Here is a 26155-nt window from a genome sequence, read left to right on the forward strand (position 1 = left end):
AAGACGATTGACTGAACCTGCAGGTTCACCTTAGCTAAGCTTTATTTAGCGGCAATAAAAAAGCCAGCATTCAGCTGGCTTTTCTGTAGTTATTTCAACGTATTATTGCAGTACGGAAATATCGGCCACTTGCAAAAACAACTCACGCAATTGCTTTAACAACGCCTGGCGGTTGGCCCGCACGGCGGCGTCATCAGCATTTACCATTACTTTGTCGAAGAACTGGTCGATAACATCACGCATTGAGGCCAGGTGCGCCAAGCCTTCGGCATAGCTGTGCTGGCCGGCCTGATACGCTTGCTCTGCCACTATAGCGCTGTGCAGCGCCTGCTCGGCATCTTCCTGCAGTAAAGCAGTATTCACCGTAGCAGCAATATCACCCTCTACTTTAGCCAGTATATTCGCTACCCGTTTATTGGCTGCAGCTAAAGCTGCTGCGGCGTCCAGCTTACCAAACTCTGCTACTGCCTTAACGCGACGGTCAAAATCGGCAGGGTTGGTCGGCCGGCGCGCTAATACGGCCTGGATCACATCAACACTGTAGCCTTCGGCTTCATACCAGGCGCGGAAACGACCCAGCATAAAGTCGAGTACTTCTTCGGCCACTTTGGCATTACTCAGCTTAGTGCCGAAGGTTTGCTGGCTAAAAGCGATAATATCCACCAGATCCAGCGGCAGCTGTTTTTCTACCATAATCCGCAGTGCACCTATGGCGGCACGGCGCAGCGCAAACGGGTCTTTATCGCCTTTCGGCGCCTGGCCGATACCGAAAATACCCACTAAGGTATCCAGTTTATCGGCAATGGCGACTGCTGCACCTTCCAACCGGCTGGGCAGCTGGTCACCGGCAAAACGCGGCATATACTGTTCATTCAAAGCCAGCGCTACGGCTTCACCTTCGCCATCCAACCGCGCATAGTGCATGCCCATAATGCCCTGCACTTCGGGGAACTCGCCGACCATATTGGTCATTAAGTCTGCCTTGGACAGTAAACCGGCACGCCCGGCAGCAGCTTGCTCAGCACCAATTTTAGCGGCGACAAAGCCGGCAACTTTACTGATACGCTCTGACTTTTCTGCCAGGGTGCCCAGTTGCTGCTGAAACAGTACCGTTTTTAAGCTGTCTAAGCGTTGCTTCAGCTTTTGCTTGCGGTCGGTGTTAAAGAAGAACTGCGCATCAGACAAGCGCGGCCGTACTACTTTTTCGTTACCGGAAATAATTTGCTGCGGATCTTTACTGGCAATATTGGCGACAAAGATAAACTTATTCAGCAGCTTGCCGTTTTGGTCCAGCAACGGGAAGTACTTCTGGTTATCTTTCATGGTAGAAATTAACGGCTCGGCCGGCACCTGCAGGAAGCTTTGCTCAAAGCTGCCCACTAACACCACCGGCCATTCGACCAGGGCGGTAACTTCTTCCAGCAAGGCATCGTCCATCAGCGCTTTGCCGTTCAGTTCTGCTGCAGTTTTTGCTACTTCAGCGGCGATAAAGGCTTTACGTTCGGCAAAATCTGCTACCACAAAAGCCTTACGCAGCGTGGCCAGGTAGTCATCGGCATGGTTAACCGTGACTTTTTCCGGCGCATGAAAACGATGGCCGTGGGTTTGGTTGCCACTGACGCGGCCCAGAATAGTGGCCGGTACTACGTCTTTGCCATACAGCATAATAATGGTGTGTACCGGGCGGATAAACTCTGCCGTAGAGTTGCCCCACCGCATTGGTTTGGCAATTGGCAATTTCGCCAGTGCCTGCTGCACCACTTCGGGCAGTAAAGTTACCGTTGCTGCGCCCACTACTTTAGCTTTATGCAGCAACCAGGCGCCTTTATCGGTTTCCAGCTTTTCCGCCTGCTCTACGGTAATACCACAACCGGCTGCCCAGCCTTGGGCGGCTTTAGTAGGCTTGCCGTCGGCGTCAAAGGCAGAGGCAATAGCCGGGCCGCGCTTTTCAACCACTTTATCGGCCTGCTGCGCAGCTAAGCCATTAATACGCACCGCTAAACGCCGCGGTGCGGCGTACCAATGTACATCGGCGTGGCTTAATTCCAGTTTGGCCAGTTCGGCACTCAGGTTATCAGCAAAGGCAGTGGCCAGGTTTTTTAACGACTTAGGTGGCAGCTCTTCGGTGCCAATTTCAACAAAAAAATCTTGTACGCTCATTATGCCTCCTGCTTGCTGCGCTGGTTGTTACATAGTGGGAAACCCAGCTTTTCACGCGTGGCGTAATAGGCTTCTGCACAGGCTTTGGCCAGTGCCCGCACCCGCAGAATATAACGCTGGCGCTCAGTTACCGAAATAGCATGGCGGGCATCGAGCATATTAAAGGCGTGCGAGGCTTTCATTACTTTCTCGTAGGCTGGCAGTGCCAGGCCTTGCTCAATTAAGTACTGGCTTTCTTTCTCGCACTGGTCAAAGTAGCTAAACAGCGCAGCAACATCGGCGTGTTCAAAGTTATACGTACTTTGCTCTACTTCATTCTGGTGGAACACGTCGCCGTAGGTTACGCGGCCCAGCGGGCCGTCGGTCCATACCAGGTCGTAAATAGAATCGACGCCCTGGATATACATTGCCAGACGCTCTAAACCATAGGTAATTTCGCCGGTAACCGGGCGGCACTCTAAGCCACCTACCTGCTGGAAGTAAGTAAACTGCGTGACTTCCATACCATTTAGCCACACTTCCCAGCCCAGACCCCAGGCGCCAAGCGTTGGCGATTCCCAGTTGTCTTCAACAAAGCGGATATCGTGCACCAGGGTATCAATGCCCAGTTCACGTAAAGAGCCTAAGTACAGCTCCTGAATATTGTCCGGTGACGGCTTTAAAATCACCTGAAATTGATAATAATGCTGCAACCGGTTCGGGTTTTCGCCGTAGCGGCCGTCTGTTGGCCGGCGGCAAGGTTGCACATAGGCCACGTTAGTAGGTTCCGGCCCCAGTGAGCGTAAAAAGGTCATCGGGTGGAAAGTACCGGCGCCCACTTCCAGATCTAACGGCTGCACCAAAACACAGCCCTGGCGTGCCCAGTAATCCTGTAAGGCCAGTATTAAGCCCTGGAAGGTTTTAATATCGTACTTATGCATGCGAAGTGACTCACTGAAAAAATGACTGGAAAGTATACCTGGTTGTGGCGGCGATCTGTAGGGTTAGTAAGGGCTTTTAGCAAAAATGTTAGCACCGGCATGGCAGTAGCCGCCGGTTAAGGGCCGTTAAGGCCCCGGCAATGGCACTTTGTACCGGTTAACTGCTGATGGGGCCGCGCGCAGTGGTGCTGGTGGTGCCAGCGGCTGAACTGCTGTTACTGACCGGGCTGTTGCTCACCGCACTACTGTTGCTGCCGGCCGCAGCGGCTTCGTCACCGGCAAAGAATTGCTGCATATATTGCGTCGGGCTTTGGCCCATTACGCTGGTCAGACCCAGGTTAACAAAAGATGCCGCTACGCCAAGACTACCGCCCCACAACGCGCCACCGGCCACCTGGGAAATGTAACCCATATCATCGCCGGTCCAGTCACGGTAATACTGGCTTACTACCGGAATATGCTGCAGCGGGTTAACAATATCCAGTATGTCACCAAAGCCGGGCACACCACCTTCGCTAAAGGCAGTTGCGGTATCGATCGCTCCTGCCTCGGCCCGGGTTTGTGGCGGCGTTAACGCGTCCTGCAGCATAGTTTGCATCATATTCTGCGTTAGCGCGGCAAACATAGCGTCTGAGCTGGTCAGCCCTGCCTTACCGGCGTCTTCCCGGCCGCTTAGCGCACTAACCAGCTGAGCCGCCTGTTGTGCTGTGTCTTTTTCTACGTCTGGGCTTAATGCTGCGCCAAGCGTTTGCATAAAGCCGTCGCTGTCAGTGTTATCTGTGCTGTTACTGCCTGACCAGTCCGTCAGGCTGTTAAGTAGACTGTTGTTAATTTGCATAGTGCTGCTCCCTGAAACTGTCTTGTTGTACCTGGTCTCTGACTTGTATCGCCGCCGGATAATGCTGGTTTAGCGGCCGCGTGTCGGCGTGGTCCGGATACACCCTGATCACCTCAAGCTGCGCCGGTTCTTGCGTTGAACTCTGATAGCGGTTACCCCAGCTATCGGTAAAACTGTCGGTGTAAGACAAGCTGAACCTGTCGCCCGGCTGCAGCCCCTGACGGCTACCGGCACTTATCGCCACGCTATTGTCTGTTACGCGGATCACCTGCGCTTTTACCCGCACACAGCTCAGCACGGTAGCAGCGTCATCGACGGCGTCGTGCAACAAGCGCTGCAGTTCAATGCCGTAATCTGAGCGCCAAAGCTGATCACTGGCCGGGTCAGGTTGTGCCTGAACGGCATAAGGCCACAAGGTACGGCTTTGATAGGTTTTGCTTTGAATTAAATTGCCGCTTACGCCATCAAACACACTAAGCTCCAGCGCAAACTGGCGCGTCCAGCGGTCTTTTTTCAGCAAGTTACCCTCCTGACGACCAAAAGCCAGGTTACGCAGCCGGCCGCTTAGCACAAACTGCGCCTGTGCCGACTCTGCCAGGTAACGCAGTTGCTGCGCGGCCGTTGCCGACTGATACTGCTCCGGCGCCGCTAATGGCGCTGGCGCCACCGCCTTAACCAGAAAGTCAGCGCTTGCCGCTTGCACCGCGCTATAAAAGCGTTGGTTTATCTCTGCGGTCAGTTCGGTATTGTGCAGCGCCGCCTGCGCTGCGCCGGGTGCCAAACTAAAGGGTGCTAACAGCAGCGCTTTTGCCACACTGCGCTGCTCACACATGCTCTGCTGCGGCCAGATGTCGGCTTTTAGCGTAACCGACAAGCGGCCGTCACGTTCATGCTCTTCCTCAATCACAATTTGCGCTACCGGCAACCCGGCGTGCAAAGTGAACAACTCAGCATCGGCGTTATCATGGCGAAACAAGCTTAGCGCCGCCAACGATACCTCAGCCTGTAACAAGGTACTGCGCAGTGCCTGCTTTGCCGCCTGCTGCCGCGCCAGTTGGCGGTTATCATCAAATACCACGGCGCTGCCACTGCCGCTGTACCACTGCGCAGCGGCAGCAAAAGGCAGTAAACAACATAACAGCGCATATTTGGCCTGCACATATTTAGCCTGCATTAGTACCACCACTTCAAACGGCTGCTTACCGGCGTTAATTCAGCCTGTGGCAACGTAAGCAAGTTCGCGGTATCCAGCTTCAGCCGCGTGACATAGAAATTGCCTTCAACAGCTTCAGTAACCAGCTCGGCGCCTTTTATCACGCCCTGCACCTGGCTTTGCACTTTGTCGCCGGTCAGCACCGCCTGGTCAGCACTGCTGCTGGCGCTCAGCTTTTTGCCATACAGCTGCTCGGCCAGCCGCCGGTAAGCATCCTGGCGCGACGCCGCCATGGCCAGCAATAACTTGTCTTCATAGCTTACGCCCGGCTGCGACGCCACCACCGCATAACCGGTGGCTTCCAGCACCCGGCTTTGCGCCGGAGCCTCTAATTGGTAGCGGATAGTGCGCTCGTAGCTGCAACCGCCAAGCAGCACAGCTACACTGAGCAACACCACGTGGGAGCTTACAGAGGCCATAGTTCAGGGTTGTTCAGCTTTTCTGTCAGCCAGCCCAGCCGTTGGCTGTCGGCCAACGCGCCGGTGCCGGAATATTCAATGCGGGCATTGGCAATCTTCGTCGATTTTATTTTGTTGTCTTTATCGATATCTTTTGCCCTGATAATTCCGGTTAACCTGATGAATTCTTTGCCATTGTTTATCAGCATCCATTTATCGCCGCGTACCAGCAGGTTGTCGTTGCTCAGCACCCGCATCACCGTTACCGTTAACTCGCCTTCAAAATCGTTGCTTTGGCTGGCCGAGCCATCGCCCTGAAACTGCTGATCCTGGCTTAGCCCCAGGTTTACCTCTCTGCCGGCTATTTGCAGGTTTCCGCCGGGGATTTGTATCGGGTCAAGGTTATACTCAGAGCTTTTCTTCAGCTGAGTGTTACCCTTTTTCGTTGCTTTGGTAGATTCAGATAATTGCACTGACACTATGTCACCGGCTTTAAAATGCGAGCGCTCCACATACAGGCTGTGTAACCGCTCCGGGTTAAACAACGAGCCGGTATTGCGCAGCGGCATTGGTTCCGGCTGTGGTTCCAGCGCGGCGTAGTATGGGTCATCCGGGTCGGGGCTATCCAGTTTGGTTAGCGGCAAGCCGGCTGCCGGCTGCACCCGCTCCTCTAATCCGGCCGGCGGTGCGGCACGCTCACCAAACATAGAGCAGCCGGTTAGCAGTGCCAGCGTACCGATCAAACAGCCATTAAAGTATTTGAGCATCACCGTAATTACCTTAATATTGGTCAAGCCGTATTCAGCCAATATCAAGGTAACGCAGCATTATGGAAAAACTATGGAGAAAAACCGGTAAAAGCGTGAAGAAGAGTAAAGCTCTATTCACTTTCGCTTTTTTTACGGCATAGTAACGTTTTCCGGAGGTTTACCGATGATAGTGACTGACGAAACCGATAGGCATGCCGGCGCTCAGTTGTCGCAAAAGGCCTTTTTACTGGTGTCATTGCTGGAGCAGCAGGTGCAGCAGTCGACAATACCGCCGGCGTTGTACCAGCAGTTGTCAGCGCAGATAACCGAGTTGAACAGCGTGCTGGGCGATTTACGCCTGCATATGAAGGTGCTGGGTGCACCTGCCGCTGCGCCGCTGCCAACGCCGGCACAGCCGGCGCCGTTATTAGTATTAAATGAGCGCAGCTTTACGCTTAGCTCGCCGCAGCAGTCGGTTAGCCTGACTAAGCTGGAGTTTAACTTTCATCAGGTACTGGCCAGGCATCCGAAACAAATATTCAGCCGCAGCCAGCTGATAGACAGCAGTTATACCGACTTTAAAGATATTAACGAGCGCACGGTAGATTGCCATATCCGCAAACTGCGCGCCAAACATCGTCAGCTCTACCCCAAGCTGCGTTTTATTCACACTATGTACGGTGTCGGTTATTACTATGCAGAGCCGGAAAGTACTGTAGTACAGAAGTAAAAACGGGCCCGCAGGCCCGTTTTTTGATCGCATTTCAGATCAGCGTCAGCTTACACGTCTAAATTAGCTACGTAGAGCGCGTTCTCTTCAATAAAGGCGCGGCGTGGTTCTACATGGTCGCCCATTAGCGTGGCAAACAACTGGTCGGCGCCGATGGCGTCTTCAATGGTTACCTGCAGCATACGACGGCTTTGCGGATCCATGGTGGTTTCCCATAACTGATCCGGGTTCATCTCGCCCAGCCCTTTATAGCGCTGAATATACAGGCCGCGTTTGGATTCACTCATCAGCCAGTCCAGCGCTTCGAGGAAGGTTTCTACCGGCTTGATTTTCTCGCCACGGCGGATATAGCCTCCTTCTTCTACCAGGTCACGAATGGCATCACCCAGCGCAGCAATACTCAGGTAATCGCGCGAGGTAACAAAGTCGTAGTGCAGCAGATACTCGTTGTCGATGCCGTGCTGGCGAATAATCACCTTGGGTAGGAACAACTGCCGCTCACGGTCTTCGTGCACCGCATAGCTGTAGCTGGAACCGTCGCCTTCTTTGTCATCTAAACGTTGCACCAGAGTTTTCGCCCACTGCTCGCTGTACTCAGCCGACTTTGCCTGAGCTACATCCAGGCCGGGTACATAAATCAGTTCGTTTAGCAGGTTATACGGGATTTTCCGCGTTAAGCGCACTATAGTCGCCGACACCTTATGGTACTGTCGCACCAGGGTTTCCAGTGCCGCACCGCCAATGCCCGGCGCTTCGGCATTCACGTGCAGAGACGCTTCGTCCAGTGCCAGGGTAGTCAGGTATTCGGTTAACGCCGCTTCGTCTTTAATATACTGCTCTTGCTTACCCTTTTTCACTTTATACAGTGGTGGCTGAGCAATATAGATATAACCGCGCTCGATCAGCTCCGGCATTTGACGGTAGAAGAAGGTCAACAGCAGCGTACGGATGTGCGAGCCGTCGACGTCAGCATCCGTCATCAGGATGATGCTGTGGTAGCGGGTTTTATCCGGGTTATATTCTTCACGGCCTATGCCACAGCCTAAGGCGGTGATTAGGGTGCCGACTTCTTGTGATGACAACATCTTATCGAAGCGGGCTTTTTCTACGTTCAGAATTTTACCCTTCAACGGCAGGATTGCCTGGTTTTTGCGGTTACGGCCCTGCTTGGCAGAACCACCCGCAGAGTCACCCTCTACTATGTACAGTTCAGATAACGCCGGGTCTTTTTCCTGGCAGTCGGCCAGTTTACCGGGCAAGCCGGCAATATCCAGTGCGCCTTTACGCCGGGTCATTTCACGCGCTTTACGCGCAGCGTCACGGGCTCGGGCAGCATCGACAATTTTGCCAACGATAATTTTGGCGTCGCCCGGGTTTTCCAGCAGGTATTCGTTCAGCTTCTCACCCATTACACTCTCTACCGCCGAGCGTACTTCGCTGGAGACCAGCTTGTCTTTGGTTTGCGAGCTGAATTTCGGATCCGGTACTTTTACGCTGATAACCGCCGTTAAGCCTTCACGCGCATCGTCACCCGAGGCCTGCACCTTCATTTTCTTGGCGTAGCCTTCCTGCTCAATATAGGTATTTAACACCCGCGTTAAGGCGCCACGGAAGCCGGCTAAGTGAGTACCGCCGTCACGCTGCGGAATATTGTTGGTAAAACAAAACACATTTTCCTGATAGCTGTCGTTCCACTGCATAGCAACTTCAACCGAAATACCGTCGTCGCGCTGATCAGTAAAATAGAAGGCCTTAGGGTGTACACTGGTTTTAGTCCGGTTTAAGTACTGTACAAAGGCCTCAATGCCGCCTTCATATTTAAAGTGGTCTTTTTTGTCGTTGCGCTCGTCGGTCAGAATGATACTGACGCCGGAGTTTAAGAACGACAACTCACGTAAACGCTTGGCCAGAATATCAAAGTGGTAATTGATATCAGTAAATACGGTTGGGCTGGGCCAAAAGCGGATGGTGGTACCTTTATCTTCGGTTTCACCAATTACCGCTAACGGTGCTTGCGGCACGCCGAGGTGATAAATTTGCTGATGCACCTGGCCTTTACGGCGGATGGTCAGCTCCAGCTTGTCGGACAGCGCATTTACTACCGATACGCCCACACCGTGCAAACCGCCGGAGACTTTATAAGAGTTATCGTCGAACTTACCGCCGGCATGCAGCACTGTCATAATAACTTCTGCTGCCGATACACCCTCTTCATGCATATCGGTTGGAATACCGCGGCCGTTATCGCGCACTGATACCGAGCCGTCGCTGTGAATGGTTACCCAGATATCGGAACAGTGGCCGGCTAAGGTTTCGTCGATAGAGTTATCGACCACCTCAAACACCATGTGGTGCAGGCCTGAGCCGTCATCGGTATCACCGATATACATGCCTGGTCTTTTACGAACTGCATCCAGTCCTTTTAATACTTTTATGCTCGAGGAATCGTAGTTATGTTGTTCGGCCATCGTCATCTGTCCGTGCTGTTAGCTGCCCGTGTTCCACGTGAAACATCGCCAGTTGCCCGGCGGTGATAAAGGGTGAAACCTGTTCAGCGTTAATTGCAGTAATAAAAACCTGTGAGTTTATATCGCGTAAATAGCTAAATATCTGTCGGGTTGACTGCTGGTCTAACTCCGACGCCAAATCATCGATCAACAACAGCGGCTGTTTTTGGCCGTTGTCACGAATTACATTATTTTGCGCAATTTTAAGCGCAAATAATAACACTTTTAACTGACCACGGGATAACACTTCTTCTGCTGCCCATTGGTCTTTTTTAAGCTTTAAATCGGCTTTTTGCGGCCCGTGTTGGGTGAAGCCCATGCGGCAGTCCTGGCCGAAGCTTTGTTGCAACAACTGCTGTAGCTCTGCCGGGCTGGTTATTTTTTCCGGCCAGCCCTGCTGCAGTTGAAAGCTCAGCTGCTGCATTAATTCATCACTGCCGGTAAGCTGACGAAACGCCGCTTCCAGCTGGCTAACATAGCCTTGGCGCAGCTGCTGCAACTCAAACGCCAACAATACAAACTGCTGATCCCAAAACTCGAACTGGCTGTCGTACTGGCGGCTGGTTTTCAGCAAGGCATTACGCTGTTTTAATACTTTGTTAAAGCGCAGCCAGCTGTCGAAGAAATTTGGTTCCACGTGGAACAATCCCATATCGAAAAACTGCCGCCGCTCTTTTGGCCCGCCGAAAAACAAGCGAAAACTATCGGGCGTTATCAGCTGCACCGGCAACAAGCTGGCAAACTCGGCGAGGCGATTTACATTGCTGCCATTTAGCCGCAGCACCAACTCACCCTGCTTATCGCGCTGTAAACCCAGGCTATGCGTATGTTGTTGTGCCGACACCTTAGCATGTAACACAAAGGCATCGCTATCATGCTGTATTAAACGCTGCGGCCGGCTGGTGCGAAATGAGCGGCCATGGGCCAAGTAATAGATGGCTTCAAGCAAACTGGTTTTGCCGCTGCCATTCATGCCAATAATTAAATTAAACTGAGCATGCGCGCTTAACGACACTGCCGTCAGATTGCGAAACTGACTGGCGCTAACTGACAACAGTGACATGGTTACAGACGCATTGGCATAACAACGTAAGACGCACCAACATTACCTACGCCTTCTACCAGCGCACTGGAGTTAGCATCGTTCAGGTGCAGTACCACTAAGTCTGTGGCCAGGGTGTTTAACACATCCAGCAGGTAGCCAACATTAAAGCCAATTTCCAGGCTGTCGCCCTGGTATTCCACTTCAATAATCTCTTCGGCTTGCTCATGCTCAGGGTTATTTGCCACCACCTGCAGCTCGCCATTGCTTAGCGTAAAACGCACGCCACGGTACTTCTCGTTAGATAAGATAGAAGCACGGGTGCAGGCATCTTTCAATACGCTGCGGTGCGCGGTAACCAACTTAGTGCTGTTACGCGGCAATACACGGCGATAGTCCGGAAAGCGGCCGTCAATCAGCTTACTGCTAAACACATAATTGCTGTCTGTCAGGCGGATATGATTCTGTCCCAGGCTTAAGGTTACCAGTTGATCATCGCTGGCCAATAAGCGCATTACTTCCAAAACGCCTTTGCGTGGAATAATAATTTGCTTTTGCTGCGCGGTAAAACCGGGCAGCTCAAGGCTACTCAGCGCCAAACGGTGACCATCGGTTGCTACCGCTTTAACAGCGCCGTTATCCACTTCAAACAGCAAACCGTTCAAATAATAACGCACGTCCTGATTTGCCATGGAAAAGGCGGTGTCATCGAGCAGTTTACGCAGTTGCATGCGGTTTAACTGAATGTCTACCTCGCCCTGCCAGCTTTCTAAGTTAGGGTACTCAGACGCACTTAGGGTAGATAAGGTGAACTTGGTTTTACCACAGGTAAGAATGCAGTTATCGCCCTGCAGCTGCACGCGAATGTCTGAGCCTTCCGGCAGGCTACGGCAGATATCCAGCAGCTTTTTTGCCGGCACGGTAATACGGCCAGGGCTTTGCACGGTAATGGCGTCAGTAGTGGCCACCAGCTCTACTTCTAAATCGGTACCGGTAAGGGATAAGCCGGCTTCGGTTACTTCCAGCAGTACGTTAGATAAAATAGGCAGCGTATGACGGCGCTCTATAGCACCGGACACCATTTGTAATGGTTTGAGTAAGGCGTCTCTGTTGATGGTAAATTGCATAACAACGTCCCTTTACGATGACAAAGTACGGATTAAATTCTGGAAGTCTTCTTTTATTTCGTGTGTTTCTTCTTTTAACGACTCGATTTTACGACAGGCATGCAGCACTGTGGTGTGATCGCGCCCGCCAAAAGCATCGCCAATTTCCGGCAAGCTATGGTTGGTCAGCTCTTTTGATAACGCCATCGCCATTTGCCGTGGCCGGGCTACCGAGCGCGAGCGGCGCTTCGACAACAAATCAGCGACACGGATTTTATAATACTCAGCCACGGTTTTCTGAATGTTTTCGATGGTAACTAACTTATCCTGCAACGCGAGCAAATCGCGCAGTGCTTCACGGACGAAATCGATGGTAATAGGCCGGCCGGTAAAGTTGGCGTTGGCAATAACGCGGTTCAACGCACCTTCCAGTTCGCGCACGTTAGACCGCAGGCGCTTGGCAATAAAAAACGCCACTTCTTCCGGCAAGCGGATCTGGTTCTCGTGCGCCTTACGCATCAGGATCGCCACACGGGTTTCCAGCTCCGGCGGCTCGATAGCGATAGTTAAACCCCAACCAAAACGCGATTTCAGGCGGTCTTCCACACCGTCAATTTCTTTCGGGTAGCGATCGCTGGTCAAAATAATTTGCTGGTTGCCTTCGAGCAGCGCGTTAAAGGTATGGAAAAACTCTTCTTGTGAGCGCTCTTTATTAGCAAAAAACTGAATGTCATCAATAAGCAGCGCATCTACCGAGCGGTAATAACGCTTAAATTCTTCTATCGCATTATTTTGCAGCGCTTTTACCATATCCTGCACAAAACGCTCAGAGTGCATATAAATCACTTTAGCGTCCGGTTTTTTCGCCAGTATGCCGTTACCTACCGCATGTAATAAGTGGGTTTTACCCAAACCGGTACCACCGTAAATAAACAACGGGTTATACGCAGTACCGGGATTATCAGCCACCTGGCTGGCGGCAGCGCGGGCCAGTTGGTTAGACTTACCTTCAACAAAGTTGGTAAAGGTGTAGTTGGCGCGCACATTACTGGTAACAATGGTTTTCGGCGCCGGCTCCGGCGCTTCTCTTGGTACAGGCGCGGCCTGAGGCACAGCGGCTAAGGCCGGTGCCGGCGTATTCGATCTGGCTTTGTTGCTTTGACTGGAACCAACGTCAAATTTCAGCCTGGGGGCATCATCACCGCAGTAATCCTGGATCAGCTCTAAGATCCGGCTCAGGTATTTTTCGCGTACCCAATCCAGCACAAAGCGGTTTGGCGCGTACAAGGTCAGCCCTGTGTCAGAACTGTCGGCTTGCAACGGGCGGATCCACATACTGAAATGCTGCGCGGGCAATTCGGCTTGCAGCGCTTGCAGGCAATTTTGCCAAACGGACTGATACACCATATCTCCTGAAGCCTTAGTTATTCTGATTAAAAAGGCTGGCGTAAGTTAACGAAGCGCACATTATGGTACTATCTTATCCACAACTTCAATATTGACTTTTTCAAATTAGCACCCGGCGCAACGAAATTGCCATAAGCAACTGTTTAACATCAATATATTTCTCTTATACCATTTCATAATACCGCTGCTTTTTGCCCGACAAATTTGAACTAAAAGTAAAATAACCCACACTTTATTCAGTTAAACCACAGTGCCCTGTGGAAAACTTTAGCAAAAACAGGATCGACAATGATCGCTGTACAATAAAACGCAGGATCAGATTGACTTTAGGCCGCAGACTACTTAAAATTCGCGCTCATTTTTGTCAGCTGCGTTTTGGTATATTTACTAAAACACAGAAACCTTTAGTAAATATTTCGACCGGACGGATGAGATTATGAGTAAAAGAACTTTTCAACCAAGCGTATTAAAGCGCAAGCGTAACCACGGTTTCCGTGCTCGTATGGCTACCAAAGGTGGTCGTCAGGTATTAGCGCGTCGCCGTGCTAAAGGCCGTCAGCGTTTATCTGCTTAATCAGCGGTTAGCCGCTGAGTTGGTCAGCTTGAAATTCGGCAGGGAGTTACGTCTGTTAACTCCCGGTCAATTCGATAACGTCTTCAAACTCCCTTTTCGGGTTTCTTCTCCTCTGTTCACCATTTTAGCCAAAGCCAATCAACTGCCTCATCCCCGATTAGGCCTTACTATCGCGAAAAAACGTGTTAAATTAGCCGTGCAACGCAACCGCATTAAGCGCTGCGTGCGTAACAGCTTTCGTTTGCATCAACATGAGTTGCCCGGTGTCGATTTGGTACTGATGGTAAAAGGTGATATTAGCAACACGGCTAATGATGAGTTACAACGGCAACTGGAAAAGTTATGGCGCAAGATCGCTCGCCAGTACACCGCTTCGCTGTCAGCATAGCGTTAACGCTGCTGCGCGGGTACCAGAGACTGATTAGTCCGCTGTTTGGACCAAGCTGCCGTTTTAATCCAACCTGCTCACATTATGCGATCACTGCGATAGAACGCTTTGGCGTGCTGAAAGGCTGTTGGTTAGCAGCGAAACGTATACTGAAATGTCACCCCTTACATGCGGGCGGTGATGATCCTGTTCCTGAAAAGCACAATGAGAAAAGCTAAGCCATGGAATCACAACGTAGTTTATTAGTTATTGGTCTGGCGCTGGTCAGTTTTTTACTTTGGCAGCAGTGGAATATTGACACTGCACCCAAACCGGCCACTCCGGTAACCCAGCAAAGCAGCAACAGTGCCGGCGGTTCTGCCGATTTACAGCTGACCACCGCCGATGCCGAGCAACCGGCTCAGGTAGCCGCAACCGGCAACCGCACTATCAGCGTAAAAACTGACGTACTGGATTTAGAAATCAGCACGCGTGGCGGCGATATCGTGGCGCTGCAATTGCCGGCGTTCGAACTGAACAAAGGTGCCGGTGATGCTTACCCGTTAATGCGCCGCTTGCCTGGCTTTGAATATGTTGCACAATCGGGCTTAATTGGCCGTGATGGCCCGGACGACAGCCGCAATGCCCGGCCGGTGTACAACACTGCACAAGAAAGCTATGCGCTGGCAGAGGGTGCCGGCGAGTTAGTGGTGCCGCTACTGTTTAACCATAACGGTCTGCAAATTGAAAAACGTTTTACCTTTACCGCCGGCCAATATGATGTCCGGGTAGAATATTTTGTGCAAAACCAAAGTGCTGAAGTAAAAACCGTACAGCCGTATCAGCACCTGGTGCAAAACATAGATAACGGCGAAAGCAGCAGCATGATGATGCCGATATATCGCGGTGCAGCTTTTGGTACCAGCTCAGAGCGTTACAGCAAGTACGACTTTGACGATATGGCAGAGAAAAACCTGCTGGAAGCCACCAACGGCGGCTGGGTAGCCATGCTGGAACACTATTTTGTGTCGGCCTGGATTCCGGATCAACAAGCCGACAACCAGCTATACAGTTTGGTGCGCAGCGGCCAGGGCGTAATAGGCGCAAAAAGTCCGGCGGTAAATATCGAACCTGGCAGTTCAGTTACCTTAGGCAGTACTTTCTATGCAGGCCCTAAAACCCAGGACAATCTGGCCAAACTGGCCAACGGTTTAGACTTAACCGTAGATTACGGCTTCCTGTGGTTTATCTCGCAGCCGTTATTCTGGTTATTAACACTGATCCAGGGCTTTGTAGTGAACTGGGGTGTCGCCATTATCTGTATTACGCTGATTGTTAAAGGCGCCATGTACCCCTTAACTAAGGTGCAGTACGAGTCGATGGCCAAGATGCGTAACTTAAAGCCGAAGATTGAAGAGCTGCAGGCACGCTTTAAAGACGACAAGCAGAAAATGGGCCCGGCGATGATGGAGCTGTATCGCAAAGAGAAAGTTAACCCTATGGGTGGCTGCTTACCGATGCTGATCCAGATGCCGATATTCCTGGCACTGTACTGGGTATTTGTAGAAAGCGTAGAGCTGCGCCACGCGCCCTTTATGCTGTGGATTAACGACCTGTCGGCACAAGACCCGTACTATGTGTTACCGGTACTGTTCGGTTTAAGCATGTTCTTAATGCAAAAGCTGACGCCGATGCAGGTTACCGACCCGATGCAGCAGAAGATTATGATGTGGATGCCAGTGGCGTTCTCGGTATTCTTCCTCTGGTTCCCAAGTGGCCTGGTACTGTACTGGTTTGTCAGTAACCTGATTTCACTAGCGCAGATGCTGTATATCTACCGTGGTATGGAAAAGAAAGGCCTGCATACTAAAAAGGCCTGACGCGATACCATCAGGTCGGAGCTAGGTGTTCCTGCTCTGGCCAATAGCAACACCATCAGCCTGTCGCCACACCGCGACAGGCTTTTTCCATTAAGAGGCAACAGCATGTTTACTACCGACACCATAGCCGCTTTAGCCACCGCCCCCGGCCGCGCCGGTGTCGGCATTATCCGTATCTCCGGCCCCGACACTAAAGCCGTAGCTCAGGCAATACTGCATAAGCTGCCTAAACCGCGTTATGCCGAGTATTTACCGTTTTTTGATGGCCAGGCCAAAGTATTGGACCAGGGCATAGCCCTGCTGTTCCCGGGGCCCAATTCCTTTACCGGCGAAGACGTACTGGAACTACAAGGCCACGGCGGCCCGGTATTACTGGATATGTTGTTAAAACAGGTGCTGGCGCTACCAAATGTGCGTATAGCCAGGCCCGGTGAATTCTCTGAACGCGCCTTTTTAAACGACAAGCTCGATTTAGCCCAAGCCGAAGCCATTGCCGACTTAATTGATGCCAGTAGCGAACAAGCGGCGCGCAGTGCTATGCAATCGCTACAGGGCGAGTTTTCTAACCGCATTCATCAGCTGGTCGAAAAAGTCATTCACCTGCGTATGTATGTCGAAGCCGCGATAGACTTCCCCGATGAGGAAATCGACTTTTTATCTGACGGCAAAGTCGCTGCCGACTTAGCTGAAATTATTGACTACCTTGCCACAGTGAAAAAACAGGCCACTCAGGGCAGCATTTTGCGCGAAGGCATGAAGGTAGTAATAGCCGGGCGGCCTAATGCCGGTAAATCCAGCTTACTCAATGCCTTAGCCGGCCGTGAAGCCGCTATTGTTACTGAAATAGCCGGCACCACCCGCGATGTACTGCGCGAGCATATTCATATCGACGGCATGCCGCTGCATATTATCGACACCGCCGGTTTACGTGATGCTACTGATCAAGTGGAGCAAATTGGTATTGCCCGCGCCTGGAAAGAGATAGAACAAGCCGACCGGGTACTGTTTATGGTCGACGGCACCACCACCGACGCCACCGATCCGCACGATATCTGGCCCGATTTTATCGACCGTCTGCCAGCCAATTTAGGCGTTACGGTGATCCGCAATAAAGCTGATATTACCGGCGAGATGCTCTCGTCAGGGTCGACAGCTGATTTAACCGCCAAAGCGCCGGTATATCGCTTATCAGCCAAAACCGGTGCCGGTATCGATGCACTGCGCGAGCATTTAAAACAATGTGTCGGCTTTGACGCCAGTACCGAAGGTAGCTTCCTCGCCCGCCGCCGCCATTTGGACGCGCTGGACCGCGCCGCAGAACATCTTGCTATTGGCCAGGAGCAACTGCACAGCTATATCGCCGGCGAGATTTTGGCCGAAGAGCTGCGGCTAACCCAGCAACACTTAAATGAAATTACCGGCGAATTTAGCTCTGATGATTTACTCGGTAAGATCTTCAGCTCATTTTGTATCGGTAAGTAATTACTTCAGCGCATCCAACTGCTGGGCGGTGTTGTCCGTTACTATTAACACCGCTATCAATAATGCGCCCAGCATGACAAAACCCGCTGCCAGATACAGGCCAATATCGTATTGGCCGGTTATTCCGGCCAAATAGCCGGTGAGCGCCGGTGCCAGTACCTGCGCACTGCCGTATGCCAGGGTCATCTTGCCCATTAATTTCGCCGGTTTACCCGGATACAAGCGCCCTGCCATCGTCAGCACCAAACTGACTACGCCGACAAAGGTTGCGCCAAACAAGGCCGCGCTTAGCAACACCGCTGCTAGCGAGCTAAACCACAACGGCAGTAAAATAGCGGCACTTTGTGCCAGCAACGCCAGCATAATGGCTTTCAGGTAGCCGGTTTTACGCGCGATTAAATCCCACAATAATACTGCCGGTGTAGCAGCCAAACCTAAAACAATGAAACTTAAGTTACCGCTGCCGCTTAAACCCGGCATACGCTCAACAATAGTAACGATAAAGGTAGCGCTGATCACATAGCCATAACCGGCGCAAAAGTAGCTGGCCAGCATCAGGCGATAAAAGCGTGTAGACGGTGGGGTATCGGCTGAGCGGCTATGCCCAGCGGCGGTAACGACAGCCGGCCGCGGCAACCAGCGCCAGGCCGGGATGGCCAGCAGCACCGCAAAGCCTGCGAAGTATTGCCACTGAGCACGCCAGTCCAGCTGCAGGCTTAGCATCAGCTCTACCAACAACGCCGACAGGGCAATACCAAAGCCCAAACCGGCAAAGTGGATGCCCAGCTCGGCACGCTGCTTATGGCTTAACAGCCAATGCAGAATAAGGCCGGACGCAATCAACATAGAGCCGGCACTGCTTAAGCCTGCAACAAAGCGCCAGAAGGACCACAGCCATAGGTTCCCGGTTAACGCCATACCCAAGGTGCTAAATACCGCTAAAATCAAGCCAAGCCGGTACAGGCTATCTTTTAGTTGAAGATTGGTCAGGCTGGCTGCCAGCAAAGCACCGGCCATATAGCCCAAATAGTTAACGGCCGCCAGATAACCACCACTGGCGTCATCCAGCACGTTTTGCTGCTGCATCAGCGGCAACAGTGGCGTATAAGCAAAGCGCGCCACACCCAGGCAGAGTAACTGACTGAAAAAGCCGGCCAGCAATACATAGAAACGTGGCGGTATAATGTTAGCTGTGGTTGTCAGAGTACTAACCCCGCAAGGCGAAAAGCTTAGCTTAACGCAAGTAAAAAGACCGCGGTATGCGGCCTTAGTCTGATGTACCTTTTTTAATGCTTAACGGGCATAGGTTGCTGTTAACGTAGCTTTACCCAGTGCCATGGCGTTCAGCATAAAGCCCACCACAGCCGCGCTGGCGCCATCAGCTGCCGGCAGAGTCTCTTCCGCTAATGCCCAGACAGTAAACTGATAACGGTGCATACCATGGCCTTCTGGTGGGCAGGCGCCGCCAAAATTTTTACTGCCATAGTCATTAGTAAAGCTGCGACAACCGGGTGGCAGACTGCCTTTACCGGCGCCACGTGCTAAACCTGTAGCGTCAAGCGGAATATCGGTTACTAACCAGTGCCAGAAACCCGAGCAAGTGGGTGCATCGGGGTCAAATACGGTAACAGCAAAGCTTTTTGTCCCCGCCGGGGCGTTAGCCCAGTTCAGCTCAGGCGATATATTTTTGCCATCACAGCCAAAACCATCAAACTCGTGATCTTTGGCCATAAAGTGGCCTTCTTTAATATCCGGGCTACTTAGTGTAAAAACCTTAATTGTCATAGTGCCTCCTCATGTAAGTGAATGCTTACTTACTATTTAATAACCATTGATAAAAGGCGTTCTTAGGTAAAGCGCCGGCTTGTTGTGCCACAACCTTACCCTGTTTAAACAGCATTAAAGTAGGAATAGAGCGGATATTAAACTGCGCCGCCAACTGCTGCTGTTGCTCAGTATTGATTTTACCAAAGCGGAAATCCGGTTCCAATTCCCGCGCCGCCTGACTGAATATCGGTGCGAAACTCTGACAAGGGCCACACCAGCTGGCCCAAAAATCCACCACCAACGGCAGCTCGCTTTTCTGCGCATGGGCAGCAAAATTAGCAGTAGTCAGCTCCAGTGGTGCACCACTGAACAGTAACTGCTTACATTTACCGCACTTTGCCGCCGCTGCCGCTTTATCAGCAGGCAAGCGATTTAAGCCATTACAATACGGGCATGCAACTATCATCCGGGGGCTCCGAAAATTTATATTATGCAGCTTTAGAACCTTGATTTGGTTGCCACAGAGTGTCTGAGCTGGCGCGACAGCGCAAGCGAGTTGCTGTGGCAAGCCAAAGCGAATGTTGTAAAGCTGCGCAACAACGCTGATGTAACTGAAATGGGTTTAGTTAGCAGCAATTTAAAGCTACAGCCATAAAAAAACCCTGCCATGGCAGGGTTTGGTATTAAGCTAACACTTAATCGCGTGGTTTACGTGGCGCGCGCGGTGCAGCACCCGGACGCGGGCCAGGTCCGTTAGACGGACGACGATCACCTGATGGTGCAGCTACAGCACCGCTGTCTACGGTGATATTCAGCTTTTGCTTACGCACGTACACCTTTTTCAGATGCTGGAAAATTTCATTCGGAATAGTTGCCGGCAACTCTACCGTGCTGAAATGATCAAACAATTTGATATTACCGATAAACTGGCTATCAATATTGGCTTCGTTAGCAATAGCACCAACGATATCACCGGCACGTACGCCATGCTCTTTACCTACTTCAATACGGTAAGTCTGGTAATCGCCTTTCATTTCACGCTTCACACGTGGACCACGATCCGGGCGGTCGCCACTGCGTTCAGGGCGATCACTGCGCTCACGGCGTGGACGTTCTTCACGCTCGCCACGGGCATGCGGCTCACGGATTTCCGGGAACTGGCTGGCCACATTTAACGGCTGGTCTTTCTGCGCTAAATACAGCAAGGCCGCAGCCAGATCATTTTCCGTGGTCTCTATCTTCTCGCGCCAATCGTTAATTAACGTTTGGAAGAAGCTTAAATCCTGCGTTTCGATGGTTTGCGCTAACTGCTCACGGAACGATTCGATACGACGCTGTTCAATCACGCGGCCGGTAGGCAGTGACATCTGCTCAATAGGTTGCTTGGTCGCATGTTCAATAGTGCGCAGTAAACGGCGCTCGCGTGGTGACACGAATAAAATCGCTTTACCTTCGCGGCCGGCACGGCCGGTACGGCCGATACGGTGCACATAGGCTTCGCTGTCGTACGGAATATCGTAGTTTACTACCAGGCTGATACGCTCTACGTCCAGACCACGCGCCGCAACGTCGGTTGCGACAATAATATCCAGCTGGTTAGCCTTCATTTTGCGGATAGTCAGTTCGCGGTGCGCCTGGTTCATATCACCGTTTAAGCAGGCCACGGCATAACCGCGTGCGCCCAGTTTTTCGGCAATTTCTTCAGTTGCGCTTTTGGTGCGCACGAACACGATAGTGGCATCGTACTCTTCGCCTTCCAGTAAACGGGTTAACGCATCCAGTTTCTGGTTGCCGTCTAACATCACATAACGTTGGGTAATACGCTCAACGGTGCTGGTTTTCGAGGCAATTTTAATTTCTTCAGCATTTTTTAAATGCTTCTGTGCAATAGCGCGGATAGGCGCAGGCATAGTGGCCGAGAACATGGCAACCTGACGGCCCGGCGGTGTGGCATCCATAATGGTTTGCACGTCGTCGATAAAACCCATACGCAGCATTTCATCGGCTTCATCCAGCACGATAGCACGCAGCTTATCCAGCTTTAAGGTGCCACGATCTAAGTGATCGAGAATACGGCCCGGGGTACCAACAATAACCTGTGAGCCACGCTTCAGTGATTTCAGCTGGTTAGTGTAGCTTTGGCCACCGTATAACGGCAGTACATGAAACGCCGGCATATAACGGGCATAAGCCTGGAAGGCTTCAGCTACCTGAATCGCCAGTTCACGGGTTGGTGCCAATACCAGAATTTGTGGATCATTTTGCGCAGGGTCAAGCCGTGCTAACAAAGGCAGCGCGAAAGCACCGGTTTTACCGGTACCGGTTTGCGCCTGGCCTAATACATCCTCGCCAGCTAATAGTTTGGGGATAGCAGCAGCCTGGATAGGCGACGGCGTTTCATAGCCAAGTTCAGTAACAGCACGAACAATAGCTTCAGGCAGCATTAGCTGGGAAAATGACACAGTGTCAGACATACGTTGTTTAAACCTCAATAACACGCAGGCGTAGTGGTAGTGCTATTGTTGTTTTTACTTAGCCTGCAGAGCAGTAAAAACACGTAAATCAGACCAAAACATAGCTTTGACTGATTTTATTCCAGTAGTATAGCCAAACATTCTTATGACAAGAGGCATATCATGATAGACATCCTCGTTGGCAGCCAAATGGGCGCAGCGGAATATGTGGCAGAACAAGTTGCTGAAACACTGGTACAAGCGGGCTATGAAGCAACACTTCATCTGAAACCCGAACTGGATCACCTTAACCCTTCCGGGGTTTGGTTAGTGATCACATCCACCTATGGCGCAGGAGATCTGCCTGATAATATTCAACCCTTTGCGGATCAATTAGCACAAGATCGGTGTGATCTTACCACACTTTATTATGCCGTGATCACTTTAGGTGACTCCGGATACGATACTTTTTGTCAGGCTGGGCGAAAACTGGCCGCTTTGCTATCGGCAAGGGGGGCTGTCAGTCTGCTTAATGCGTTGGAAATTGATGCGCAGCAACCTGAACTGCCGGAGGATATCGCTCAGGCCTGGTTACCGCAGCTGATAAAAGTGCTGCCATAAAAAAAGCGGGTGGCAAACACCACCCGCAAACACAAGTATATCTCAGGAAGAACAGGATAACGTTAGTCTCTCCCGGGTTGGCCTCAGCAATAAAACCAACTTGCAGCTAATCTACTGCGGCAACAGCAAATAGTCTTTATATCAGCATGATAAAGCGATGATAAAACTGCGATCACAGCTTACACAAGGTTAATACCAACTTATACACATTTACCAGATAATGAGATATTTAATGTGTATAACTACAGAATAAACCGGTGATCAAGCTGTAGTTATCCTTAATATAAAAAATATTTTTTTCAGCCTTGTGGATAAAGTGGCATTTTGATCACGGGTTCAACCCCTGTAGATCCTGGCTTGATCACAGGATCCGATCCTGCCTAAGCTTATGATCCTCAGTTAAAAGATCCGCTTATGCACTGAAAACCCTCTGCTTAGTAGTAAACATAATAAAAAGATCTCTAAAAAGATCTTATTTAATTTAGAAGATCCTCAGGCGGCTGCAGCATTCCACTTGCATGCGGATCGCGCTACAATACGCACCCTGTTCGCATTTACCCGATTAGCCTGAGGCAACCATGCTGTACCAAGAGATATTTGACGTAATCGTTGTCGGTGGTGGCCATGCCGGCACTGAAGCCGCACTGGCTGCTGCCCGTATGGGACGAAACACGTTATTACTTACGCATAACGTTGAAACCTTAGGCCAGATGTCTTGTAACCCTGCAATAGGTGGTATTGGCAAAGGCCATTTGGTTAAAGAAATTGATGCGCTGGGCGGTGCTATGGCGATAGCTGCTGACAAAGGCGGTATTCAGTTTCGAACACTGAACAGCTCCAAAGGGCCGGCAGTACGTGCTACCCGGGCCCAAGCAGACAGGCAGCTGTATCGTGCCGCTATCCGGCAGATATTGGAAAACCAGCCGAATTTAAGTATTTTTCAGCAAGCCTGTGATGATCTGATTGTCGAAAATGATCAGGTCACTGGGGTAGTCACTCAGATGGGGCTGAAATTTAAAGCTAAGTCGGTGGTACTTACCGTAGGCACTTTTTTAGGTGGCCAAATTCATATAGGTTTACAAAGCCATTCCGGTGGCAGAGCAGGCGATCCGCCATCTATAGCACTGGCAAAACGGCTGCGGGAACTGCCATTTCGGGTAGACCGTTTAAAAACCGGTACGCCACCGCGTATTGATGCCCGTACTATTGATTTTTCGCTGATGCAGGCACAGCCGGGTGACAACCCTACACCGGTGTTTTCGTTTATGGGCAAACAAGCTGATCACCCACAACAAATCGCCTGTTACATTACCTATACCAATGAAAACACCCATGAAGTGATCCGCAATAATCTGGACAGATCACCGATGTATACCGGCGTAATTGAAGGCATAGGCCCACGCTACTGTCCGTCTATTGAAGATAAAATTACCCGCTTTGCCGACAAAGACAAACATCAAATCTTTATTGAGCCTGAGGGTTTAACCACGCATGAAGTCTATCCGAACGGTATTTCAACCAGTCTGCCGTTTGATGTACAGCTAAGCATAGTGCGCTCAATTAAAGGCATGGAAAATGCGCATATTACCCGGCCCGGTTATGCCATCGAGTATGACTTTTTTGATCCACGCGATCTGAAAAACAGTCTGGAAACTAAATTTATTAAAGGCTTGTTCTTTGCCGGCCAGATCAACGGCACTACAGGTTATGAGGAAGCCGGTGCTCAGGGCTTATTAGCAGGCTTAAATGCCGCTTTATTCAGCCAGGACAAAGACAGCTGGTCACCAGGCCGTGAACAAGCTTACCTTGGTGTATTGGTGGACGATTTAACTACTATGGGCACCAAAGAGCCGTACCGCATGTTTACCAGTCGCGCTGAATACCGTTTAATGCTGCGCGAAGACAATGCCGATTCGCGTTTAACTGAAAAAGGCCGTGAGTTCGGTTTGGTTGATGATGCCCGTTGGGCCGCATTTAATGAAAAAATGGAACAGATTGCCATTGAGCGCCAACGCTTAAAGCAAAGCTGGATCCACCCGCAACATGCCGCACTGACAGCGGTTAATGCCTTGGTTAAAACGCCACTGACTAAAGAAGCCAGCCTGGAAGAATTAGTCCGCCGGCCGGAAGTAACTTATGCGCAGTTGATGCAAATTACTGATTTGGGCCCGGGCCTTGATGATCAAGCTGCTGCTGAACAGGTAGAAATTCAGATTAAATATGAAGGCTATATTCACCGTCAACAGGACGAAATAGCCAAGCAGCAACGTAACGAACAAACCTTATTACCACAACAGTTTGATTATAAATCAGTTAAAGGTTTATCAAACGAAGTGATCGTTAAGCTGAACCAAACTCAGCCGCAAACGGTGGGTCAGGCATCACGGATTTCCGGTATTACCCCGGCGGCAATTTCGTTGTTGCTGGTTTACTTAAAGAAACAAGGGTTACTGCGAAAGTCAGCCTAAGCCAGCTTAAGGATCAACATGTTAGAACAATTACGGGCACTGGTAGCACAAACCGGCCTGACGCTGTCAGAGCAGCAATTACAGCAGTGTATCGCTTATGTGCAGTTACTGGATAAATGGAACAGTGCTTATAATCTGACATCTGTACGCGATCCGAACGATATGCTGATCAAGCATGTAATGGACAGCTTAGTGGTAGCACCGTTTTTAACCGGCCAGCGCTTTATTGACGTCGGTACCGGCCCGGGTTTACCCGGCGTACTGCTGGCCATTTACTATCCGGATAAGCACTTTACCCTGCTTGACAGCCTGGGCAAACGGATCCGCTTTTTAAATCAGGTAAAGCTGCAGTTGAAGCTGGATAATATTCAGCCGCTGCAAAGTCGGGTGGAAGATCACCAACCTGAACACGGCTACGACGGTGTAATAAGCCGTGCCTTTGCTTCAATCAATGATATGCTCAGCTGGTGTAAACACTTACCGGCAGCAAAAGGCCGCTTTTTCGCCATGAAGGGCGCTGCAGTACAAGAAGAAATTGCAGCTTTACCTGATTTTGTTAAAGTAGCCGCCGTGCAGCCACTTGTTGTGCCAAAGTTGCAAGCACAACGGCATTTGGTAATACTGGACCCCTGCTAACTGATATCGAGGACATCTTGTGGCGAAAGTCATCGCAATAGCTAACCAGAAAGGTGGTGTTGGTAAAACCACTACAGCAGTGAATTTAGCTGCTTCGCTGGCAGCAACCAAACGCAAGGTGCTACTGATCGATTTGGATCCGCAAGGCAATGCCACTATGGGTAGCGGTGTCGATAAGTATGATTTGCCGGCAACCGCCTATGAGTTGTTAGTCGACGAAAAACCTTTAGTCGATGTGGTGGTAAAAGAAACCAGCGGTGGTTATCACCTGGTGGCAGCCAATTCTGATCTGACGGCCGCTGAAGTGCGCTTGATGAACGTATTTGCCCGCGAGCTGCGCTTACGTAACGCCTTAAAAGATTACCGCAACAGCTACGATTTTATCTTTATCGATTGTCCGCCATCACTGAATATGCTTACGGTAAATGCTATGGCCGCCGCCGATACGGTGTTGGTGCCGATGCAATGCGAGTATTTTGCGTTGGAAGGCTTAACTGCATTGGTTGAAACCATTAATCAGCTGGCGGCTGCGGTTAATCCCCAGTTAAAGATCGAAGGTATATTAAGAACCATGTACGATCCGCGCAACCGCTTGGCAAACGATGTAGCGGAACAATTAAAACAGCATTTTGGTGACAAAGTGTACCGCGCGGTGATCCCGCGCAATGTGCGTCTGGCAGAGGCACCCAGTTTCGGTGCACCGGTAATGTATTATGATAAAAACTCAACCGGGGCAAAAGCTTATCTGGCACTGGCCGGTGAAATGTTACGTCGGGCAGATAAGAAAACCGTAAACAGCCCAGCCGCTGTCTGAGTTAAGCAATTTTAGGGAAGCGA

Annotated in this window: 24 protein-coding genes; 10 read left to right on the forward strand and 14 right to left on the reverse strand. The window is 51.0% G+C overall.

Features of this window, described 5'->3' with window-relative positions; translation table 11 throughout:
- Window positions 1-102: 102 nt before the first annotated feature.
- From glyS to ACTZWV_RS16990, 6 genes are all read right to left on the reverse strand, one after another.
- Window positions 103-2160, reverse strand: a complete 2058-nt coding sequence (glyS, locus tag ACTZWV_RS16965; protein WP_444787675.1) for a glycine--tRNA ligase subunit beta — start codon at window positions 2158-2160, stop codon at window positions 103-105.
- The gene (gene glyQ, locus ACTZWV_RS16970; RefSeq protein WP_068237157.1) at window positions 2160-3080 is read right to left on the reverse strand and encodes a glycine--tRNA ligase subunit alpha; all 921 of its coding nucleotides are present in this window, start codon (window positions 3078-3080) and stop codon (window positions 2160-2162) included. The genes glyS and glyQ overlap by 1 nt, the downstream gene beginning before the upstream one ends.
- 157 nt (window positions 3081-3237) lie before the next feature.
- Window positions 3238-3918 carry a hypothetical protein gene (locus ACTZWV_RS16975; RefSeq protein ID WP_444787676.1) on the reverse strand — a complete coding sequence of 227 codons (681 nt, stop codon included), beginning with the start codon at window positions 3916-3918 and terminating at the stop codon, window positions 3238-3240.
- Window positions 3908-5092 (reverse strand): flagellar assembly protein T N-terminal domain-containing protein, encoded by a 1185-nt coding sequence (locus ACTZWV_RS16980; RefSeq protein WP_444787677.1) that lies wholly within the window; start codon window positions 5090-5092, stop codon window positions 3908-3910. Before ACTZWV_RS16980 ends, ACTZWV_RS16975 begins: the two co-directional genes overlap by 11 nt.
- Complete coding sequence (locus tag ACTZWV_RS16985; RefSeq protein WP_444787678.1) at window positions 5092-5550, reverse strand: LPP20 family lipoprotein; 459 nt, start codon at window positions 5548-5550, stop codon at window positions 5092-5094. The genes ACTZWV_RS16980 and ACTZWV_RS16985 overlap by 1 nt, the downstream gene beginning before the upstream one ends.
- The gene (locus ACTZWV_RS16990; RefSeq protein WP_444787679.1) at window positions 5538-6323 is read right to left on the reverse strand and encodes a flagellar basal body L-ring protein FlgH; all 786 of its coding nucleotides are present in this window, start codon (window positions 6321-6323) and stop codon (window positions 5538-5540) included. Before ACTZWV_RS16990 ends, ACTZWV_RS16985 begins: the two co-directional genes overlap by 13 nt.
- Window positions 6324-6462: 139 nt before the next feature.
- Between ACTZWV_RS16990 and ACTZWV_RS16995 the strand changes: the two genes are divergently transcribed.
- The gene (locus ACTZWV_RS16995) at window positions 6463-7008 is read left to right on the forward strand and encodes a winged helix-turn-helix domain-containing protein (protein ID WP_444787680.1); all 546 of its coding nucleotides are present in this window, start codon (window positions 6463-6465) and stop codon (window positions 7006-7008) included.
- A 50-nt stretch (window positions 7009-7058) separates the two neighbouring features.
- Here the strand turns inward: ACTZWV_RS16995 and gyrB are convergent, their stop codons facing one another.
- From gyrB to dnaA, 4 genes are read right to left on the reverse strand one after another with little or no spacing between them, the layout of a single operon-like run.
- Complete coding sequence (gene gyrB / locus ACTZWV_RS17000; protein ID WP_444787825.1) at window positions 7059-9476, reverse strand: DNA topoisomerase (ATP-hydrolyzing) subunit B; 2418 nt, start codon at window positions 9474-9476, stop codon at window positions 7059-7061.
- On the reverse strand, window positions 9460-10578 hold the full coding sequence (gene recF, locus ACTZWV_RS17005) for a DNA replication/repair protein RecF (protein ID WP_444787681.1): 1119 nt from the start codon (window positions 10576-10578) through the stop codon (window positions 9460-9462). Before recF ends, gyrB begins: the two co-directional genes overlap by 17 nt.
- A gap of 2 nt (window positions 10579-10580) precedes the next feature.
- Window positions 10581-11684, reverse strand: a complete 1104-nt coding sequence (gene dnaN / locus ACTZWV_RS17010; protein WP_444787682.1) for a DNA polymerase III subunit beta — start codon at window positions 11682-11684, stop codon at window positions 10581-10583.
- A gap of 12 nt (window positions 11685-11696) precedes the next feature.
- Window positions 11697-13067 carry a chromosomal replication initiator protein DnaA gene (dnaA, locus tag ACTZWV_RS17015; protein WP_444787683.1) on the reverse strand — a complete coding sequence of 457 codons (1371 nt, stop codon included), beginning with the start codon at window positions 13065-13067 and terminating at the stop codon, window positions 11697-11699.
- 439 nt (window positions 13068-13506) lie between these two features.
- On the opposite strand from dnaA, the gene rpmH reads away from it, so the two are divergent.
- From rpmH to mnmE, 5 genes are all read left to right on the forward strand, one after another.
- A complete protein-coding gene (gene rpmH / locus ACTZWV_RS17020; protein WP_068237138.1) occupies window positions 13507-13644 on the forward strand; it encodes a 50S ribosomal protein L34 in 138 nt (45 codons plus the stop codon).
- Complete coding sequence (rnpA, locus tag ACTZWV_RS17025; protein ID WP_305557443.1) at window positions 13613-14032, forward strand: ribonuclease P protein component; 420 nt, start codon at window positions 13613-13615, stop codon at window positions 14030-14032. The genes rpmH and rnpA overlap by 32 nt, the downstream gene beginning before the upstream one ends.
- Window positions 13987-14250, forward strand: a complete 264-nt coding sequence (gene yidD / locus ACTZWV_RS17030) for a membrane protein insertion efficiency factor YidD (RefSeq protein ID WP_173502568.1) — start codon at window positions 13987-13989, stop codon at window positions 14248-14250. The genes rnpA and yidD overlap by 46 nt, the downstream gene beginning before the upstream one ends.
- A 3-nt stretch (window positions 14251-14253) precedes the next feature.
- On the forward strand, window positions 14254-15891 hold the full coding sequence (gene yidC / locus ACTZWV_RS17035) for a membrane protein insertase YidC (RefSeq protein WP_444787684.1): 1638 nt from the start codon (window positions 14254-14256) through the stop codon (window positions 15889-15891).
- Between the two features lie 105 nt (window positions 15892-15996).
- Window positions 15997-17373, forward strand: a complete 1377-nt coding sequence (gene mnmE, locus ACTZWV_RS17040; RefSeq protein WP_444787685.1) for a tRNA uridine-5-carboxymethylaminomethyl(34) synthesis GTPase MnmE — start codon at window positions 15997-15999, stop codon at window positions 17371-17373.
- Here the strand turns inward: mnmE and ACTZWV_RS17045 are convergent, their stop codons facing one another.
- The 4 genes from ACTZWV_RS17045 to ACTZWV_RS17060 form a co-directional block, all read right to left on the reverse strand.
- Window positions 17374-18534: a YbfB/YjiJ family MFS transporter gene (locus ACTZWV_RS17045; RefSeq protein ID WP_444787686.1), complete on the reverse strand. Its 1161-nt coding sequence runs from the start codon at window positions 18532-18534 to the stop codon at window positions 17374-17376.
- 132 nt (window positions 18535-18666) lie between these two features.
- A complete protein-coding gene (locus tag ACTZWV_RS17050) occupies window positions 18667-19158 on the reverse strand; it encodes a YbhB/YbcL family Raf kinase inhibitor-like protein (protein WP_444787687.1) in 492 nt (163 codons plus the stop codon).
- A gap of 25 nt (window positions 19159-19183) precedes the next feature.
- Window positions 19184-19606, reverse strand: coding sequence for a thioredoxin TrxC (trxC, locus tag ACTZWV_RS17055; RefSeq protein ID WP_444787688.1), 423 nt, complete (start codon window positions 19604-19606; stop codon window positions 19184-19186).
- Between the two features lie 229 nt (window positions 19607-19835).
- On the reverse strand, window positions 19836-21614 hold the full coding sequence (locus ACTZWV_RS17060; RefSeq protein WP_444787689.1) for a DEAD/DEAH box helicase: 1779 nt from the start codon (window positions 21612-21614) through the stop codon (window positions 19836-19838).
- Window positions 21615-21776: 162 nt separating this feature from the next.
- Here ACTZWV_RS17060 and mioC point away from each other — a divergent pair, with 162 nt between their 5' ends.
- From mioC to ACTZWV_RS17080, 4 genes are all read left to right on the forward strand, one after another.
- A complete protein-coding gene (gene mioC, locus ACTZWV_RS17065) occupies window positions 21777-22214 on the forward strand; it encodes an FMN-binding protein MioC (RefSeq protein WP_444787690.1) in 438 nt (145 codons plus the stop codon).
- A 578-nt stretch (window positions 22215-22792) separates the two neighbouring features.
- Window positions 22793-24682, forward strand: coding sequence for a tRNA uridine-5-carboxymethylaminomethyl(34) synthesis enzyme MnmG (mnmG, locus tag ACTZWV_RS17070; RefSeq protein WP_444787691.1), 1890 nt, complete (start codon window positions 22793-22795; stop codon window positions 24680-24682).
- An 18-nt stretch (window positions 24683-24700) separates the two neighbouring features.
- Complete coding sequence (gene rsmG / locus ACTZWV_RS17075) at window positions 24701-25318, forward strand: 16S rRNA (guanine(527)-N(7))-methyltransferase RsmG (protein ID WP_444787692.1); 618 nt, start codon at window positions 24701-24703, stop codon at window positions 25316-25318.
- Window positions 25319-25337: 19 nt separating this feature from the next.
- Complete coding sequence (locus tag ACTZWV_RS17080; protein ID WP_305557409.1) at window positions 25338-26132, forward strand: ParA family protein; 795 nt, start codon at window positions 25338-25340, stop codon at window positions 26130-26132.
- The last annotated feature ends 23 nt before the right edge of the window (window positions 26133-26155 follow it).

Source organism: Rheinheimera sp. NSM (assembly GCF_052380015.1).
Taxonomy (GTDB): domain Bacteria; phylum Pseudomonadota; class Gammaproteobacteria; order Enterobacterales; family Alteromonadaceae; genus Alishewanella.